This window comes from Streptomyces sp. NPDC087901 (genome assembly GCF_044742205.1).
Taxonomy (GTDB): Bacteria; Actinomycetota; Actinomycetes; order Streptomycetales; family Streptomycetaceae; genus Streptomyces.
This window is the reverse complement of the sequence record NZ_JBIUUC010000009.1, coordinates 262,053-278,248: the sequence shown is the minus strand read 5'-3', so window position 1 is coordinate 278,248 and position 16,196 is coordinate 262,053. Positions and strand designations below refer to the sequence as shown.

Genomic DNA, 16,196 nt, shown 5'->3' with positions numbered 1-16,196 from the left:
GTCTACCCGCGCCCGGACCCCTTCCCAGCGGGGTCGGGTGCTGCGTACACTCCGGCCCCATGTCCGCAGAGCCAACGCCCCGGCGTGAAGTGGTGACGGGGGAGCCCCGCCGGGTGCGTCCGCTGCCGCGCTACCGCACCCAGTCGGAGATCGACGAGCAGACCGCACTGGGCGGCGCATACGTACGCTCGCTGATGCGCAGCCAGCTGCGCGCCGGACTCACCGCCTTCACCGCCCTCGCCGTCGTCGTCGGCACCCTGCCCCTGGTCTTCGAGGCCCTGCACAGCTCCGCCGTCGTCTGGGCCGTCCTCGGCTTCGCCGCCTACCCGCCGCTGACGCTGCTCGCCTGGTGGTACGTGCGCCGGGCCGAGCGCAACGAACGCGACTTCGCCCGGCTCGTGGAAGGCCGCCCCGCACAGTGAGCCGCACGTACGCGGTGGCGGCCGTCGCCGCCGTCGTTCTCGCCACCGTCCTCGTCGGCGGGTTCGGGCTGCGCATCTCCCGCACCACCTCCGACTTCTACGTCGCCTCACGCACGGTACGGCCCCGGCTCAACGCGGCCGCCATAAGCGGCGAGTACCTCTCCGCCGCCTCCTTCCTCGGCATCGCCGGTCTGGTGCTGGTCCACGGACCCGACATGCTCTGGTACCCGGTCGGCTACACCGCCGGCTACCTGGTGCTGCTCGTCTTCGTCGCCGCGCCGCTGCGCCGCTCGGGGGCGTACACCCTGCCCGACTTCGCCGAGGGCCGACTCGAATCCCGGCAGGTGCGCAGACTCGTCAGCGTGCTCGTCGTCGGCGCCGGCTGGCTCTACCTGGTCCCGCAACTCCAGGGCGCCGGACTCACCCTCAAGATCCTTACCGGGGCGCCCGGCTGGCTGGGCGACGTCCTCGTCGCCTCCGTGGTCGTCCTCGCCGTCGCCGCCGGCGGGATGCGCTCGATCACCTTCGTCCAGGTCTTCCAGTACTGGCTGAAGCTGACCGCGCTCCTCGTCCCCGCCATCTTCCTGGTGCTCGCCTGGCAGGGCGACGGGCGGCCCCGCGTCACGTTCGACGAGCAGCTCTCCGTCTTCCGCGCCGACCATCCGCTGTACGCCACCTACGGGCTCATCGTCGCCACCTTCCTCGGCACCATGGGCCTGCCGCACGTCGTCGTCCGCTTCTACACCAGCCCCAACGGCCGTGACGCCCGCCGCACCACCGTCGCCGTCCTCGCCCTGATCGGCGTCTTCTACCTGCTGCCGCCCGTCTACGGAGCCCTCGGCCGGCTGTACGCACCCGAGCTCATCCAGGGAGGTGACGCGGACGCCGCCGTGCTGCTGCTCCCCGGCCGGGTCATCGGCGGCCTCGGCGGCGACCTGCTCGGTGCGCTCATCGCCGGCGGTGCCTTCGCCGCGTTCCTGTCGACCGCCTCCGGCCTGACGATGGCCGTCGCCGGTGTCATCACCCAGGACGTCCTCCCGTCGCGCGGGGTACGGCACTTCCGGCTGGCCACCGTCCTCGCCATCTCCGTCCCGCTGGCCGGTTCGCTGATCGTCAGCCGGGTACCGGTCGCCGACTCGGTGGGGATGGCGTTCGCCGTGTCGGCATCCTCCTTCTGCCCGCTCCTGGTCCTCGGGATCTGGTGGCGCCGGCTCACCCCGCCCGGTGCGGTGGCGGGACTCGTGCTGGGCGGCGGATCCGCCCTGCTCTCCGTCGCCATCACCGTCAGCGGGGCGGTGCGCCCGCCCGGCTGGCCGCACGCCCTGCTCGCCTGGCCCGCCGTCTGGTCCGTGCCCGTCGGCTTCCTCGCCATGATCCTGGTCTCGCTCGCCACCCCGGGGCGGATACCCGCCGGCACCAACGCCGCGATGAGCCGTTTCCACCTGCCCGAGGCACTGACCGCCGGGAGGCACCGGTGACCGGGGCCGGATACGCCGCCATCGTGCTCCTTGCCCTGCTGCTGTTCGGCGGCGGCCTGCTGACCGGCCGGCGCACCGCGCGTCCGGTCCGTACCAGCGACGTCGGCACACCCGTCGAACATGCCACGTTCGAGACCTTGCACACCGCCTCGCTCGCCGCGCCCCCGCTGCGCGCCGGACTGACCGAGGAGAGCGCCCGCAGGTCGGCCCGCCGGCTCCGCTCGCTGCTCGGCACCGACGCCCTGTGCCTCACCGACCGCGACCGGGTCCTGGTCTGGGACGGCGAGGGCGACCACCACGGCCGCCACGTCATGGAGGAGGTGGGGGACCTCCTCGCCAGTGGACGCGGGACCGCCTTCCGCAGCGAGTGCGAAGACCTGGACTGCCCGCTGCGCTGGGCCGTCGCCGTGCCGCTCACCGTCGACCACCGGGTCCTCGGCACCCTGATCGCCTACGCCCCGCGCGAGTCCGCGGTCCTGGCGAGGGCGGCGGGCGAGGTCGCCCGCTGGGTCTGCGTACAGCTGGAACTCGCCGAACTCGACCGCTCGCGCACCCAGCTCATCGAGGCGGAGATCAGGGCCCTGCGCGCGCAGATCTCCCCGCACTTCATCTTCAACTCGCTGGCAGCCATCGCCTCGTTCGTCCGCACCGACCCCGAGCAGGCCCGCGAGCTCCTCCTGGAGTTCGCCGACTTCACCCGCTACTCGTTCCGCAGTCACGGCGACTTCACCACGCTCGCCGACGAACTGCACTCCATCGACCAGTACCTGGCCCTCGTCCGGGCCCGCTTCGGCGAACGGCTCTCGGTCACCCTTCAGGTCGCCCCCGAGGTGCTGCCCGTGGCCCTGCCCTTCCTCTGCCTCCAGCCCCTGGTCGAGAACGCCGTCAAACACGGACTCGAAGGGGCCGTCACCTCCAGCCGCATCACCATCAGCGCCCTGGACGCCGGCTCCGAGGCCGAGGTCGTCATCGAGGACGACGGCACGGGCATGGACCCGGAACGGCTGCGCCACATCCTGCGCGGCGAGGGCGGCAGGTCCACCGGCATCGGACTGCTCAACGTCGACGAACGGCTGCGCCAGGTGTACGGCGACGACTACGGGCTCGTCATCGAGACCGGCATCGGCGCCGGCATGCGCATCACCGTGCGGCTGCCGAAGTACCGTGCCGGGGTGCACGGTTCCTGAACGGCTCCCGTAGCGACTCCCGGGGACGCCGTGCGGGCCGGGCGCGGACTCAGTACAGGTGGATCGCCAGATGTCCCAGCGGCAGCCCCAGCTGCCAGGCCGGAGTCCACACCTGGACGGCGTCCTGACCGTCCGGTTCCTCCTGGCCGGCCGGGGCCTCCCACGGCAGCGGGCCGATCGCGTCGAGGTCGGCCGCCAGCAGCTCGGTCTCCTCCAGCCACCGCCAGGCGGCCCGCGCCAGCGTCAGATCGGGGCCCGTACCGCCGGGCGCCGCCCGCAGGGCGTCGAGCCGGTCGCACACCCAACGGCGCCAAGGCGTCCCGTACGCCGTCAGCAGCCGCAGCTCGTCCATCCGGGTGGCGGGCAGCGCCTCGGCCACCGCACCGTCGGAGAGGAACACGGTCAGGGCCAGCGCATCGCGCCCGGCGCGGTACTCCAGGCTCGCCGGCTCCATCAGATCGCCGGTCCGCAGGAGTTCGTCGGCGATGTACTCCGCGTACATCCAGGCCATCGGGACCAGCAGCCCGCTCCCGTCGGCTCCGTCATGACGTTCCGGACACATCCCGTCTCGCCTCTTTCCGTACTCGGGGCCGGGCCGGGGGCTGCCCGGCGGACCGGGGACCGACCGGCCCCACACGCAGCATTGAACCGGGAGAGCGCGCCCCGCGTGGCCAGAAGGGGAGGATCCGTCGGGCCCGATCCGTCACAGACATGAGGTTGCGATGACCGCCGACCCAGGGGAGGGACCGCATATGCGGCAGTTGCTCGGCGCCTACGTCCTGGACGCGCTTCCGGCCGCCGAGGCGCGCACCGTCGCCAGGCATCTCCAGAGCTGCGACCGCTGCGCCGCCGACTACGTGGCGGTCGTGGAGGCGGCGGCGCTGCTGCCGCTGCTCAGCGAGGAGGACCTGCTGGAGTAGCCGGGCAGGTTACGGGAGAGCAGGCGCAGCGCGTAATAGGAGCGGGACTTCACCGTGCCGGCGGGTATCCCGAGCACCGCGGCGGTCTCGCCCACGCTCAGCCCCCGGAAGTAGATCTGGACGAGCACGGCCCGGTGCTCCGGGCTGAGGGTGCGCACCGCCTTCCGCACGTCGAGCGCGGCGACCGCGGACTCCGCGGTGTCCTCCCGGCCCGGAGCGCTCTCCAGCACCGCGTCGCTGACCTCGGCCGGCCGGGCCAGTCGCGACCTGCGGGCGTCGATCGCCAGCCGCCGCCCGACCGTGAACAGCCAGGGCCGCATCGATTCGTACGGGCCGTCGAAGGCCTCCGGGTGCTGCCAGGCCCGCACCAGCGTCTCCTGGACGAGATCCTCGGCCCGCTGCCGGTCGCCGAACGTCAGGCCGAGCAGGAAGTGGAACAGGGCGGGGCCGTGCTCACGCTGCAGATCCGCGAGGGCCCGCTCATCGGTCGTCGTCGTGGCCATGGTGAACGCCCTTCCCCGCGGAGGCCCCTGCCGCCTCGCTGCTGACTGGCGTATACGAACGCATTCACGCCCCGGGGGACAGGACAAACGCGGCCCTGTGCGACGAGCGGTCGCACAGAGCGGCGAATGGTGCGTTGAACGGTCGGGCGGCGGGGGAGCGGGGCGGGGAAAGGGGAGGGCTGCGTCGGTGGAGAGGCGCGGGGGAGGGCGGTGCCGGAGCTACGGGACCACGGTGACGGGCCAGCGCCCGGCCTTCACCAGGCGTACGGCCACCGAGCCGATGAACCGGTGCCCCGCTGATTCGGACGCGCCCACCACGACGGCGTCCGCCTTGAGTTCGTCCGCCGCCGTCACCAGCCCGTTGTACGGATCACCGCGGAAGGTGTGGAACTCCCATCGCACATCCCATATGTCCTTCATCCGCTCCGTCGACTCCCGGATCTCGTTCACCAGGCCCTCCGCGACGTCTCCGGTCGCGTCGCCGACCGGCGCACCGAGTGCGGCACCCGCCGTCAGCACGGGCTGGACGTAGACGAGAGCGAGCATGGCCCGCTGTCTACGGGCGAGGCCTGCGGCATACGCCGCGGCGCGCATGGAGGACTCGGAACCGTCGAGGCCCGCGACGATCACTTTCGGGCCGTCTGTGCCACGTTCGAACTGGTGGGGCTGCTGATCTGTCACGGCAGTGAGGCTATCGGCTCCCCCGGAAGGTCCCGGTCCGGGATCCCGAGTGCCCCGGCGCGCTGCTGCCGGATGCGCGGGCGCGCTCCCTCCAACGGGTGCAAAACCTCCCGTGAGTGGTGTCGTTGAGGAAGGTGACAGAGCGGACGTGCGAGCAGTTGGTCATGAAGAATGATCAGATGCCGCCGATGCGCAGAACGCTGCTGAGGCTGGCTGCCGGGCTGGGCGCCGCCGCTGTCGTGCGCCTGGTCGCTGCGGACTCCGCCGGCACCCCGTTCCGGCGTCCCGCGCCGCCGTCGGCCGCCGCCGGTCCGCAGGCAGCGGCCCTGCGGACCCGGCCGCTCGCCTACCGGCTGAGCCCCATGACCGCGAACAACCCGCCCCACTACCGTCCGGCGGCGCCACCGGTCCGCACCCGGCCCTTCGAGGAGCTGCCCGATATCGGCCGGGCCATGGTGCTGAGCTTCGACGACGGACCGGATCCGCTCTACACCCCGCACATCCTGGACACGCTGCGGAAGCACGACGTACGGGCCATGTTCTTCCTCTGCGGGGAGATGGCCCACGACAACGAAGACCTCGTACGCAGGATTGCCGACGAGGGGCACACCGTCGGCAACCACTCGTGGACCCATCCGCTGGTCACCAAGCTCTCCAGGACCGGCATCACCGACGAGCTGGGCCGCACCAGCGACGTGATCGAGAAGATCACCGGCGCTCCGCCGCTCTGGTACCGGGCACCCTACGGGGCCTGGAACCGGAACTCGTTCGAGATCGGGGCCGCGCTGGGCATGGAGCCGATGGCCTGGACGGTGGACACCCTGGACTGGACCGTACCGGGCACGGACAGCATCGTGCGCCGGGTGAGGGACGGTGCCGCCCCCGGGGTGGTGGTGCTCTCGCACGACGCGGGCGGCAACCGTTCGCAGAGCGTCGCCGCGCTGCGCCGCTATCTGCCGGAGCTGCTGGACGACGGGTACCGGATCACGGTGCCGCAGCGCCGCTGAGGTATGCGGCGGCTGCTGCCGGGGACCGGGCGCAGGTCCCCGGCGGCAGCCGTCAGCGGGTTTCGACCAGGCGGGCGAAGGCCACCACGTTGCCGTCGTAGCCGTTGGCCTTCGTGTACCCGCCGCCGCAGGTGATGACCCGCAGCTCCGCCTGTCCCGTGTCGCCGTACACGCGGGCGCCGGGGAAGTCGTTCTTGGCGAAGACCTCGACGCCGTAGACCTCGAACACCGCGACCTTGTCGTCACTGCGGGTGACCTCGACGCGATTGCCCTTCTTCAGCGAGCCCAGCCCGTAGAAGACGGCGGGTCCCGCCTGGTTGTCGACGTGGCCGACCATGACGGAGGTTCCGAGCTGTCCCGGCGCGATGCCGTTCTGGTACCAGCCGGCGAGGTTGGGATCCTGCGGGGGCGGTGTCTCGATCCAGCCGTTCTCGTCGAGGTTCACGTCGATGACCGGTGCGTCGACCCCGATCGACGGGATGGCCACGCGTGCGACGGGCGCGTAGGCGAGTGGCTTCACTGCCGGTCCGGCGACCGGGGCCCCCGGGACGACCTTCTGTTGGCCCACCGAGGTGGCGGCGACCGGCTGCGGCGGGCCGGGTGAGAGGTCCGCGCCGTTCTGCATCAGCGCGAGACCGGTGAGCATCGCCAGCGCGAGTGCGCCCCACGGCGAGTGTCTGATCCGTTCGGGGTGCCAGTTGTCCCGGCCCATGGTTCTCCCTTCGTCGCGACGAGGGGAACGCTAGGCGGGGGGCGGCCGCGCGGCATTCAGGGAAGTGCGAACGGGTGGCGGCCGCGGGGCGGGCTTCTCATCGGAGTAGTGGCCGGATAGAAGTTCTGACGCTCTGTGACCTGCGAGTCCATCAGATTCACAGGTGTCCGCACGGTGTGTCGGATCACCGGGGTGGAGCATGCCGAAATGCGGTGGATCAAGGATTTGGTGAGGGTTCGTCATGGGAGGCGTACTCGTCGATCCATCCCGGTGCACAGGGCTCCGGGGCGCTTCCCGCTGGAGGTTCGAACGATGCGTGCTACACGCGCTCTCGTTGTCGCCGCGACCGCCGTCGCCGCTCTCGGGCTCGGTGCCCCGATGGCCGCAGCCGGTGGAGACGTCGGGAACGGACAGAACAACGGCAACAGCCAGAACGACTGGAACGACCCGGGCGACTGGGACAACGGAGACGGCAACGGCAACGGGAACGGCAACGGGAACGGGAACGGCAACGGGAACGGGAACGGCAACGGGAACGGCAACGGGAACGGGAACGGGAACGGGAACGGCAACGGGAACGGCAACGGGAACGGCAACGGGAACGGAAACGGAAACGGCAACGGGAACGGCCGCAACAACGGTCCGAACAATGTGACCGTCGACCCCGAGCGCGTGCACCAGGGTGCGGCCATGCAGGTCAGCGCCGAGGGCTGCGGCCGGGGCGGCAGCGTCTCGTCCAACGCGTTCCGGACCACGCGGCTTTCGGCGGGCCGGGTCGGCCACGCCAGGGTCCGGATCCTCAACGACGCGACGCCCGGCTCCTACAACCTGACGGTGCGCTGCGACGGCACCGACCGTACGGCAGGACACCGCTTCACCGTGCTCAACAGCCGGGGTGCCCAGGGCGGGTTCGGCGGTTCGATGGCCGCGAGCCCGACGGAGATGGGTATCGGCGCGGGCCTGGTCGCTTCGGCGGCCCTCGGCGGAGGCATGTACATCATGCGCCGCCGGAGGATGAGCCATGGGGCGATCTGATCGTAGAGACGCTCCCACCGGCCCGATAACCGAAGTCGCCCCGAGTCCTCCAAGAGGACCCGGGGCGACTTTCGTTCCGTCGGCGTTGCCGTCAGTGCGAACGGTTCTCCTTGCGCCGCCGCACCACGAAGACAGTGCCGGCGGCAGCGGCCACGGCCAGCGCGGTGCCGGCCACGATCTGGCCGGAGTTCATGCTGTCGATGCTGCCGCCGAGACCGCCCTGCACACCGGCAGGGGAGGCCGAGGACACCGCGGAGCTCGTCGAGCTCGTGGTGGGCGTGCTCGTGGCGGCGCTGATCGTGAGGTTCACCCTGGCCATGGAGCTCGGCGAGGTGTTGCAGGTGAACGTCACCTCATAGACGGCGCCTGGCTTGGCGTCCCAGTCGACCGTTGCCCTGCCGGTGCCGTCCTTGGGGATGGTGACGGTGTCGAACACCCCCGAGGACGCCGTGGCCGTGGTGGAGCACCCCTTGGCCGCCAGGGTGACCTGGCCGCCGGGTGCGATCACGGAAGGCGTGACGGTGTATCCGGTCCCGCTGTTGGACGGACCGCCCGTGGTAGCGGCATACGCGGTCACGGCCGGGGCGGTCAGGGCGAGTGCTGCGGCGCCGAGCAGAGCGACGGGTGTGACACGTATTGCGCGCATGGTGAATCCTCCGGGTCCCGAGGAGCAGCTGCGGAACGGGTTTCCACAAAGTGTCAGAAATGCACCTCGATGCGGACAACGCTAGAAGTGGTGCATTTCGCCCGCGATCGGGGTCCGGCGAATGGGGCACCGGTGTCCCCCGGGCGGCGCACCGCCGGGGGACGGGGGCTCCTATCCGTCGGCCGCGCCGGGGAACAGATCGAGGAATGGTGCGGCGGTGGCGGAGATGCCCCGGCCGAAGGGGGAATCGAAGTCCCAGATCAGAAAGAGGAGGAAGGCGATCAGCACGCTGAAGAGGCCGGCCAGCAGGAGTTCGCGGAACGTACGCCGGATCTGCAGGGTGAAGATCAGCCCCACCGTCACCAGCGCCCCCGTGATCAGCCCGAACCAGACGACGCCCGGCATCGTGGCACCGGCGCTCTGCCCCCGGGCGTTGCGGGCGTCGTCGGCTGCGGCGACCTGGTCGACGAGCGGTTGATAGGCCTGCCCCTCGTGGTCCGTCTTCGGCCGGTACTCCGTGACGTCGGCGCGCACCTGTGCGAGAAGCTCGGCGCCCCGGTCGCTGAGCGTGCCGTGCTCGCTCATGGTCCGCCACTCGTCGTGCACGACGTGGCTGACATAGGCGTCGACGTCTGCGCGGATCCGGGTGCGGACGTCGGCCGGGTAGACGGACGAGCGCACGCTGACCTCGTGCAGTGCCTGGGCCTCCTGGCGTACGTACTCCTGGGCGGCGCCGCGGCCCTCCCACACACCCGCGATGGCGAGGCCCAGCACGATCGCGTAGACCACCCCGATCATCATCGTCATGTACTCGATGACGTCAGGGGTTTCGGACGGGTCGTCGTCCTCGGGCAGCCGGCGGTTGTTGAGTACGGCGATGGTCAGTACGACGGTGCTGGCCGCGGCCATGGCGAGGGTGAGAACCAGCCATTCCGACATGAGTGCCTCCGGAGGTCATCGAGAACGGGGCCGCAGCACGGCGACGGCGAACACTGCGGGGGCTGTGATCATCAAGGTGAGCGTGACCAGGGAGGTATGGCGTTCCGGTGCCTTCCGTACAGGTCTGCGGTACGACGGGAGCGCCACGGGCGCGGGGGGCGCCGGGCGTGCGGACGGGGAAGGCGTGGGTGACGGAGACGGGGTGGGCGTTGGAGGGGGTGGGGGAGGGGGCGGCGCGGGCGCGACCACGGGTGGTGGCGGTGGTGGCGGTGGTGGCGGCGGGGGCGGGGGCGGTGGAGGTGGTGGAGGTGGTGGAGGGGGTGTTGGCGGTGGAGGTGGAGGCGGGGGCTTCGGCTTCGGAGTCGGCGGGGGAGCGGGCTCGGGTTCCGGACCTGCGTGGCAGGTGCCGTCGCCGCTGTCCGCCACCGCCGAACTGCCGTCCCCGTCACCGATCGAGGCATACGCGCAGCTGTCGGCCACCGCCGGCGCCGGGGCGGTCAACAGCCAGGTGAGGGTGAGGGCTGCGGTGAGCCGCCCGATGAGTGATCCGTACACGACGGGGAGCATGTTCCGGGCCGTGGCCGGGCACGCCGGAGATCCGCCGGATTCCCCTGATGGAGGGGACCTGGGGCACTCGGGGTTTGCGGCTCCGGAAGAATCTGCGTACGCATTGAACAAAGAACGGCCCGGCGCCCGTATCTAGGGCCATGAACGGCGCGCACCCGCGTCGCAACTGGCGCAAGTATCACGGGAGTTGACATGAACACCTGGCGAAACGCCTCGCTCGCGGTGACCGCGGTGACCCTGTTGGCGCTGACGACGGCGTGCGGTCAGGACAAAGGCGCCGAGTCGCCCAACGGGCAGAACGTGGGCAACGTGAGTCCGGCCGGTCAGGCCGCGGACAGCTACGGATCGGACGCCGGATACGGCTCCGGTGCGGCGGCGGAGCCCGCCTCGGCGAAGCAGGCCGGTCAGCTCGCCGTCCGGGACAGCAAGGAGCTGGGCAAGGTCGTGACGGACAGCGAGGGATTCACGCTCTACCGATTCGACAAGGACACCGCGAGCCCGCCCAAGTCGAATTGCGAAGGTGACTGTGCGAAAGTCTGGCCGCCGGTGCCCGCGGGCAATGTCACCGCCGCGGCCGGGACCGATGCCGCTCTGATCGGGAAGGTCACCCGGGCCGACGGTGTGCAGCAACTCACTCTGGCCGGCTGGCCGATGTACCGGTACTCCAAGGACGCCGCGCCGGGCGACGCCGAGGGGCAGGGAGTGGGGGGAACCTGGTTCGCCTCGGCGCCCGACGGCAAGAAGGCGGCGGTGAACGCCGACGGCCCTTCCGGCGCGCAGCCGGCCGGCCTCGCGGGACTCTCGGTGCGCAAGGATCCGGAACTCGGCGATATCGTCGTGGACAAGCGCGGGATGACGGTCTACCGGTTCAAGAAGGATGTCGCGTGGCCGATGAAGTCGGCCTGTACCGGAGCCTGTCTCTCGAAGTGGCCGGTTGTCGCACCTGTCGAGAAGAATGATGTGAAGGGTGTCACGACGAAGGGTTTTGTCACCTTCGACCGGCCCGACGGACTCAAGCAGCAGGCCGTCGACTGCTGGCCCATCTACACCTTCTCCGGAGACGTCAAACCCGGTGACACCAACGGCCAGGGCGTCGGGGGGACATGGTACGCGGTTTCCCCGCAGGCCAAGTTGGTTGGGGCGGCGAAGTAGTTCGGAAATAAACTTCTTACATGGTCCCGTCGCTGAATGTCACGGGCAGCGACGGGACGGTTGCACATGCCACGCGTGTGTGACCAATAACGGACCGCTAATTTCCGTTTCCGCTCGCTCTCCTGGCGGTGGGTCAGTAGCCTCTGGTCAATACTGACCATGAACATGGCCGGATCACCGAGGCGACTTGTTGGAGACATCGATGGAGCGTCCCGCCTGGGCACCGCACGGCATTGACATTTCAGTGCCGAGCGTGTCTCGAATGTACGACTTCTATCTGGGCGGCTCGCACAATTTCGAGGTGGACCGGGAAGCGGCCCGCAAGGCCATGAAGTTCATGCCGGGACTTCCCAAGATCATGCAGGCGAACCGCGCCTTTATGCGCCGCGCCGTGCGGTTCGCGCTGGACGAGGGCGTCACACAGTTCCTGGACATCGGTTCCGGGATACCGACCTTCGGAAACGTTCACGAGGTCGCCCAGACGATCGATCCGCAGGCCAGGGTGGCTTACGTCGATCACGATCCGGTGGCCGTCGCCCACAGCCAGGCCGTGCTCGCAGGCAATGACCGCGCGGTCATCGCCACCGCCGACCTGCGCAGGCCCGAGGAGATCCGCGACCACCCTGAGGTCTCCAAACTCCTCGACCTGGACCGTCCGGTGGCGCTGCTGCTCGTCGCCGTACTCCACTTCGTCGAGGACGCCGACGACCCGCACGCGGCCGTCGCCGCCCTGCGCGACATCCTGGCCCCCGGAAGCCTGCTCGTCGTCACCCACGCCTCGTTCGAGGGGATCCCGTTGACGAGGGAGGAGGCCGGCGGCACGGTGGGGGTGTACAAGAAGATCCGCAGCCCGCTGGTCATGCGCTCCCGTGACGAGGTCGGCCGGTTCTTCGACGGCTACGAGATGGTCGAGCCCGGACTGGTGTCGATGCCGAGCTGGCGCCCGGAGAACCCCGCAGCGCAGGAGAACGAGGACCCATACGCCTTCTCGGGCTTCGCTGGAGTGGGACGCAAGGCGTGAGTATTCCCGCCCAGGCGTCCGGAGTTCCGGACGCGGAGCCGGACGGTCCCGAGGACCGGCTCCGGAGATTCGCCACGATCTGGAGCCGGGCGATCTTTCCGTCGACGGCCACCTCCATGACCCGGCCGGAGTTCGAGCAGCATCTGCTCCCACTGGCCCGCGCGCTCAGCGACACACTGCACGCCCGCCCGTTCGACCCGGCGGCCGCAGGCGCGGTGGGCGCGGCCCTCGTCGCTGCGCACTGCACGGACCCGGACGCGCTCAGTTCCACGCTCGGCGTCGTCGACTCGTATCTGGTGCTCTACTGCGGCAGCAACGGACCGGTCGCGCTCTCGACCGAGGACAGTCGGTCCCGCAGCGCGCGGATCCAGCACGCGGTCGCCGGCGGCTTCTCCCAGGCACTGCGCGAGCGGACCCTCGCCGAGCAGGAGGCCATCGCCCGCTCGGCGCTCTCCGCACGCTCCCATGCCGAACAGGCGCTGCACGCGACGGAGGCGCGCTTCAGGGCCGTCTTCAAGGACGCGGCCATCGGCATCGGTATCGCCGACCTGGACGGTAATCTGCTGGAGATCAACGACACCCTCACCCGGATGTTCGGCGGTCTCGAGAACCACGTCCTGAGCCACCGCCTCAACGAGTGGGTCCATCCGGAGGACACCCCGCAGGTCTGGAAGTACTACAACGAGCTGGTCCGCGGCGAACGCGAGCACTACCGGGTCGAGAAGCCGTACTACCGCAACGACGGCACCGTCCTGTGGACCAATCTGACGGTGTCGCTGCTCCGTGACTCCGAGGGCCGGCCCGAGTACCAGCTGGCCCTGATGGAGGACACCACCGAGCGCCGGCTCCTCAACCTGCGGCTGCGGTACGAGGCCACGCACGACGCGCTCACCGGCCTGCCGAACCGGACGCTCTTCCTGGAGCGACTGGAGAAGGCGCTCTCGGCGGGTGGCGGAAGCCGTTTCGGCCTCTGCTATCTGGACCTGGACGGTTTCAAGGCGATCAACGACAGCCTGGGCCACGCATCGGGCGACCGGCTGCTGGTCGAGGTCGCGGACCGGCTGCAGAGCTGCGCGACCGCACCCGGCGAGATGGTGGCGCGCCTGGGCGGCGACGAGTTCGTCGCGCTCACCACGGGCACCGACACCGAAGAGGAGGTCGACGAGCTGGCGTGCCGGATCCTCGGTGTGCTCGCCACGCCGATCCGGCTCGAAGGGCGCGAGTTGACCGTTCGGGGGTCCATCGGAGTCGTCGAGGGGCCGGCCGGCGAACGCAGCGCCGCGGAGGTGCTGCGCAGTGCCGACATCACGATGTACCGGGCCAAGTCCGCGGGAGGCAACCGCTTCGAGCTCGCCGACGCGGAGGCGGACGCCCGCGCGATCACCCGGCACGGTCTGACCACGGCGCTGCCGGCCGCGCTGGAGCGCGGCGAGTTCTTCATCGAGTACCAGCCGCTCGTGCACCTCGACGACGGTTCGGTGCACGGTGCGGAGGCGCTGGTGCGCTGGTGCCACCCGCAGCACGGGGTGCTGGGGCCCGACCGGTTCATCGCGCTCGCCGAACACACCGGGCTGATCGTGCCGTTGGGCCGCTGGGTGCTGGAGGAGTCGGTACGGCAGGCCAACTTCTGGCAGGAGCGGCACACCGACGGCGGTCCGCTGCGGATCAACGTCAACCTCTCGCCGGCCCAGCTGCACCACCCACGGCTGGTCGCGGAGACCGTCAACATCCTGGAGCGCTCGGGTCTCGAAGCGGGGGCACTGTGCCTGGAGGTCACCGAGTCGGCGCTCATCGGTGCGGACGAGGACCTGCTGAAGCCGCTGCGGCAACTGGCCGAGATGGGCGTCGACATAGCGCTCGACGACTTCGGTACGGGGTACTCCAACCTGGCGAACCTGCGGCGGCTGCCGGTGAGCGTGCTGAAGCTGGACCGTTCCTTCACCCAGGGGATGCAGCACCATCCGGCCGACCCGGTGGACCTGAAGATCGTCGAGGGGATCGTCTCGCTCGCCCACAGCCTGGATCTGGCTGTGACGGTGGAGGGCGTGGAGACGAGGGCTCAGGCGGATCAGCTGCGGCAACTGGGCTGCGACACCGCGCAGGGCTGGTACTACGCGCGCCCCGGCGCACCGGACCGGATCCACTCCCTGCTGCTGGCCGACGCGGTGTGAGGCGCCCGGTCCACACGCACGCCCGGCCGCGGGATCAAGCCCGTCCGGCGGCCGGGGGCGGAGTCTGTGCCCGGCTGGCCAGGAGTACCCGCTGCAGCTCCCGCGCCGCCCGTGGCGGAGCCACGTCGCTGCGGTGCGCCAGTGCGATGGTGCGGCGCAGCCCCGGCCGCGCCAGCGGTGTCGTCCGCAGATCGTGGCCGGCCCGGTCGGCGACCATGCTCGGGACGACCGCGACACCCAGGCCGGCGCGGACGAAGCCGAGCACGGCGTCCATCTCGCCGCCCTCCACCGTGAACGACGGTTCGAAGCCCTCGGCGCGGCAGGCGGCGACCGTGAGCTCCCTCAGGTCGTAGCCGTGCCGGAACATCACCAGGGGCTCGCCCTGAAGATCCGCGATCCGGACACTGCCGCCCCGGCCGGGGCGCGGGCCGTCCGTCGAGGAGACCACCACCAGATCCTCCTGGAGCAGCTCGACCGTGGTCAGCGCCGGTGAGGCCGCGGGCAGCGGCAGTACCACCAGGGCCAGATCGAGCGAGCCGCGCGCCAGCTCCCGTACCAGATCGTGCGAACCGCCCTCCTCCAGCAGCAGCTGGATCCCGGGGTGCAGATCATGGAAGGCGCGCAGTACGTCGGGCAGCAGCCCCGTGCAGACGCTGGGCGTCGCGCCCAGCCTGACCCGGCCCCGCCGCAGCTGGGCCAGCTCCTGGACCTCGTGCCGTGCCGTGTCGGCGTCGGCCAGGATGCGCCGGGCGAGCGGCAGCAGGGCCTCGCCCGCGTCCGTCAGTGCGATGTTCCCCCGGGCCCGGCTGAACAGCTCGGCACCCAGCTCGTTCTCCAGGGCCCTGATCTGCTGGGAGAGCGAGGGCTGCGAGACGTGCACCTCCTCCGCGGCGCGGGTGAAGTGCCGGGCTTCGGCGACCGCCACGAAATACATGAGCTGCTGGAACTGCATACACGCACCCTACCGCCGTTGATAGTCGACGCCTATGGAGATGAGCCATTCCATGTCTTGGACTGATCGGGTCCTTCGGCCCTAGCGTCGTGTCCATGGCATTGGCAACACGGACGGACCGACGGCCGTCCATGACGCGCACGCTCTGGGACTCGTCCGTCGGCAAGAAGACGATCATGGCCGTGAGCGGTCTGATCATGCTCCTCTACTTGGTCGTCCACATGGTCGGCAACCTGAAGATCTTCTTCGGGGCCGACGAGTTCAACGGTTACGCGCACTGGCTGCGCGTGATGGGCGAGCCGTTCCTGCACCACGAGTGGGCGCTGTGGATCGTCCGCGTCGTCCTCGTCGCCGCCGTGGTCCTGCACGCCGTCTCCGCGTACCAGCTCAGCCGGCGCGACCTCAGGGCGCGCCCCGAAAAGTACGTACACAGGAAGCCGCGCGCGAGCTATGCCACCAACACCATGCGCTACGGCGGCATCATCATGGCGCTGTTCATCGTCTGGCACATCCTCGACCTGACGACCGGCACCGTGCACTCCGGTGGCTTCCAGTCCGGGCACCCGTACCAGAACGTCGTCGACACCTTCTCCACCTGGTACGGCAACGTCATCTACATCGTCGCCATGCTCGCCATGGGGCTGCACGTCCAGCACGGGTTCTGGAGCGCGGCGCAGACCCTCGGTGCCGGCCGTGCAACCCGCGACCGCGTCCTGAAGGCCCTCGCCAACGTCCTCGCACTGGTGCTGACAGTGGGCTTCATCTCCGTACCCGTCGCCGTCATGACCGGAGTGGTGAGCTGA

At 70.4% G+C, this 16,196-nt stretch carries 17 protein-coding genes; 10 read left to right on the top strand and 7 right to left on the bottom strand.

The features are described 5' to 3' along the window. Positions 1-59: 59 nt before the first annotated feature. Genes ACIOEW_RS26845 through ACIOEW_RS26835 form a run of 3 tightly spaced genes read left to right on the top strand, consistent with a single transcriptional unit; the run spans position 60 to position 3,087 of the window. Entirely contained in the window at positions 60-422 is a 363-nt protein-coding gene (locus tag ACIOEW_RS26845) for a hypothetical protein (RefSeq protein ID WP_350993119.1), read from the top strand. Continuing rightward, positions 419-1,900 carry a cation acetate symporter gene (locus ACIOEW_RS26840; protein ID WP_350993114.1) on the top strand — a complete coding sequence of 494 codons (1,482 nt, stop codon included), beginning with the start codon at positions 419-421 and terminating at the stop codon, positions 1,898-1,900. The genes ACIOEW_RS26845 and ACIOEW_RS26840 overlap by 4 nt, the downstream gene beginning before the upstream one ends. After that, a complete protein-coding gene (locus ACIOEW_RS26835; protein ID WP_362552377.1) occupies positions 1,897-3,087 on the top strand; it encodes a histidine kinase in 1,191 nt (396 codons plus the stop codon). Before ACIOEW_RS26840 ends, ACIOEW_RS26835 begins: the two co-directional genes overlap by 4 nt. 49 nt (positions 3,088-3,136) lie before the next feature. On the opposite strand, the gene ACIOEW_RS26830 is transcribed toward ACIOEW_RS26835, so the two are convergent. Next, a complete protein-coding gene (locus tag ACIOEW_RS26830; protein WP_401966519.1) occupies positions 3,137-3,649 on the bottom strand; it encodes a hypothetical protein in 513 nt (170 codons plus the stop codon). Between the two features lie 160 nt (positions 3,650-3,809). On the opposite strand from ACIOEW_RS26830, the gene ACIOEW_RS26825 reads away from it, so the two are divergent. Beyond that, positions 3,810-4,007 (top strand): zf-HC2 domain-containing protein, encoded by a 198-nt coding sequence (locus ACIOEW_RS26825; RefSeq protein WP_362552371.1) that lies wholly within the window; start codon positions 3,810-3,812, stop codon positions 4,005-4,007. Here the strand turns inward: ACIOEW_RS26825 and ACIOEW_RS26820 are convergent. Together ACIOEW_RS26820 and ACIOEW_RS26815 are read right to left on the bottom strand one after the other, a co-directional pair. Then, the gene (locus ACIOEW_RS26820) at positions 3,941-4,510 is read right to left on the bottom strand and encodes a sigma-70 family RNA polymerase sigma factor (RefSeq protein ID WP_401966518.1); all 570 of its coding nucleotides are present in this window, start codon (positions 4,508-4,510) and stop codon (positions 3,941-3,943) included. The genes ACIOEW_RS26825 and ACIOEW_RS26820 overlap by 67 nt on opposite strands. A gap of 219 nt (positions 4,511-4,729) precedes the next feature. Beyond that, complete coding sequence (locus tag ACIOEW_RS26815) at positions 4,730-5,191, bottom strand: universal stress protein (protein ID WP_362552365.1); 462 nt, start codon at positions 5,189-5,191, stop codon at positions 4,730-4,732. A 164-nt stretch (positions 5,192-5,355) separates the two neighbouring features. Between ACIOEW_RS26815 and ACIOEW_RS26810 the strand changes: the two genes are divergently transcribed. Further along, positions 5,356-6,198: a polysaccharide deacetylase family protein gene (locus ACIOEW_RS26810; RefSeq protein ID WP_401966516.1), complete on the top strand. Its 843-nt coding sequence runs from the start codon at positions 5,356-5,358 to the stop codon at positions 6,196-6,198. A 52-nt stretch (positions 6,199-6,250) separates the two neighbouring features. Here the strand turns inward: ACIOEW_RS26810 and ACIOEW_RS26805 are convergent, their stop codons facing one another. Then, a complete protein-coding gene (locus ACIOEW_RS26805) occupies positions 6,251-6,910 on the bottom strand; it encodes a class F sortase (protein WP_362552359.1) in 660 nt (219 codons plus the stop codon). A 312-nt stretch (positions 6,911-7,222) separates the two neighbouring features. Between ACIOEW_RS26805 and ACIOEW_RS26800 the strand changes: the two genes are divergently transcribed. Next, positions 7,223-7,945 (top strand): hypothetical protein, encoded by a 723-nt coding sequence (locus ACIOEW_RS26800; RefSeq protein ID WP_401966515.1) that lies wholly within the window; start codon positions 7,223-7,225, stop codon positions 7,943-7,945. 91 nt (positions 7,946-8,036) lie between these two features. Here ACIOEW_RS26800 and ACIOEW_RS26795 read toward each other — a convergent pair whose 3' ends face one another. Next, positions 8,037-8,591 carry a hypothetical protein gene (locus tag ACIOEW_RS26795; RefSeq protein WP_401966513.1) on the bottom strand — a complete coding sequence of 185 codons (555 nt, stop codon included), beginning with the start codon at positions 8,589-8,591 and terminating at the stop codon, positions 8,037-8,039. Positions 8,592-8,762: 171 nt separating this feature from the next. After that, a complete protein-coding gene (locus ACIOEW_RS26790) occupies positions 8,763-9,530 on the bottom strand; it encodes a hypothetical protein (protein ID WP_362552351.1) in 768 nt (255 codons plus the stop codon). 759 nt (positions 9,531-10,289) lie between these two features. On the opposite strand from ACIOEW_RS26790, the gene ACIOEW_RS26785 reads away from it, so the two are divergent. The 3 genes from ACIOEW_RS26785 (at position 10,290) to ACIOEW_RS26775 (ending at position 14,441) form a co-directional block, all read left to right on the top strand. Beyond that, positions 10,290-11,249 carry an SCO0930 family lipoprotein gene (locus ACIOEW_RS26785; RefSeq protein WP_362552348.1) on the top strand — a complete coding sequence of 320 codons (960 nt, stop codon included), beginning with the start codon at positions 10,290-10,292 and terminating at the stop codon, positions 11,247-11,249. Positions 11,250-11,451: 202 nt separating this feature from the next. Continuing rightward, the gene (locus ACIOEW_RS26780; RefSeq protein WP_362552345.1) at positions 11,452-12,270 is read left to right on the top strand and encodes an SAM-dependent methyltransferase; all 819 of its coding nucleotides are present in this window, start codon (positions 11,452-11,454) and stop codon (positions 12,268-12,270) included. Beyond that, positions 12,267-14,441 (top strand): putative bifunctional diguanylate cyclase/phosphodiesterase, encoded by a 2,175-nt coding sequence (locus ACIOEW_RS26775; RefSeq protein WP_401966510.1) that lies wholly within the window; start codon positions 12,267-12,269, stop codon positions 14,439-14,441. Before ACIOEW_RS26780 ends, ACIOEW_RS26775 begins: the two co-directional genes overlap by 4 nt. A 34-nt stretch (positions 14,442-14,475) precedes the next feature. Here the strand turns inward: ACIOEW_RS26775 and ACIOEW_RS26770 are convergent, their stop codons facing one another. Beyond that, complete coding sequence (locus ACIOEW_RS26770) at positions 14,476-15,393, bottom strand: LysR substrate-binding domain-containing protein (protein ID WP_362552339.1); 918 nt, start codon at positions 15,391-15,393, stop codon at positions 14,476-14,478. Positions 15,394-15,488: 95 nt separating this feature from the next. On the opposite strand from ACIOEW_RS26770, the gene ACIOEW_RS26765 reads away from it, so the two are divergent. Continuing rightward, the gene (locus ACIOEW_RS26765) at positions 15,489-16,196 is read left to right on the top strand and encodes a succinate dehydrogenase (RefSeq protein ID WP_401966508.1); all 708 of its coding nucleotides are present in this window, start codon (positions 15,489-15,491) and stop codon (positions 16,194-16,196) included.

Excerpts from the sequence above, each read along its gene's own strand:
- ACIOEW_RS26845 (WP_350993119.1), top strand. The coding sequence starts at position 60 with ATGTCCGCAGAGCCAACGCCCCGGCGTGAAGTGGTGACGGGGGAGCCC.
- ACIOEW_RS26830 (WP_401966519.1), bottom strand. The coding sequence starts at position 3,649 with ATGTGTCCGGAACGTCATGACGGAGCCGACGGGAGCGGGCTGCTGGTC.
- ACIOEW_RS26825 (WP_362552371.1), top strand. The coding sequence starts at position 3,810 with ATGACCGCCGACCCAGGGGAGGGACCGCATATGCGGCAGTTGCTCGGC.
- ACIOEW_RS26820 (WP_401966518.1), bottom strand. The coding sequence starts at position 4,510 with ATGGCCACGACGACGACCGATGAGCGGGCCCTCGCGGATCTGCAGCGT.
- ACIOEW_RS26810 (WP_401966516.1), top strand. The coding sequence starts at position 5,356 with ATGAAGAATGATCAGATGCCGCCGATGCGCAGAACGCTGCTGAGGCTG.
- ACIOEW_RS26805 (WP_362552359.1), bottom strand. The coding sequence starts at position 6,910 with ATGGGCCGGGACAACTGGCACCCCGAACGGATCAGACACTCGCCGTGG.
- ACIOEW_RS26800 (WP_401966515.1), top strand. The coding sequence starts at position 7,223 with ATGCGTGCTACACGCGCTCTCGTTGTCGCCGCGACCGCCGTCGCCGCT.
- ACIOEW_RS26795 (WP_401966513.1), bottom strand. The coding sequence starts at position 8,591 with ATGCGCGCAATACGTGTCACACCCGTCGCTCTGCTCGGCGCCGCAGCA.
- ACIOEW_RS26790 (WP_362552351.1), bottom strand. The coding sequence starts at position 9,530 with ATGTCGGAATGGCTGGTTCTCACCCTCGCCATGGCCGCGGCCAGCACC.
- ACIOEW_RS26785 (WP_362552348.1), top strand. The coding sequence starts at position 10,290 with ATGAACACCTGGCGAAACGCCTCGCTCGCGGTGACCGCGGTGACCCTG.
- ACIOEW_RS26780 (WP_362552345.1), top strand. The coding sequence starts at position 11,452 with ATGGAGCGTCCCGCCTGGGCACCGCACGGCATTGACATTTCAGTGCCG.
- ACIOEW_RS26770 (WP_362552339.1), bottom strand. The coding sequence starts at position 15,393 with ATGCAGTTCCAGCAGCTCATGTATTTCGTGGCGGTCGCCGAAGCCCGG.
- ACIOEW_RS26765 (WP_401966508.1), top strand. The coding sequence starts at position 15,489 with ATGGCATTGGCAACACGGACGGACCGACGGCCGTCCATGACGCGCACG.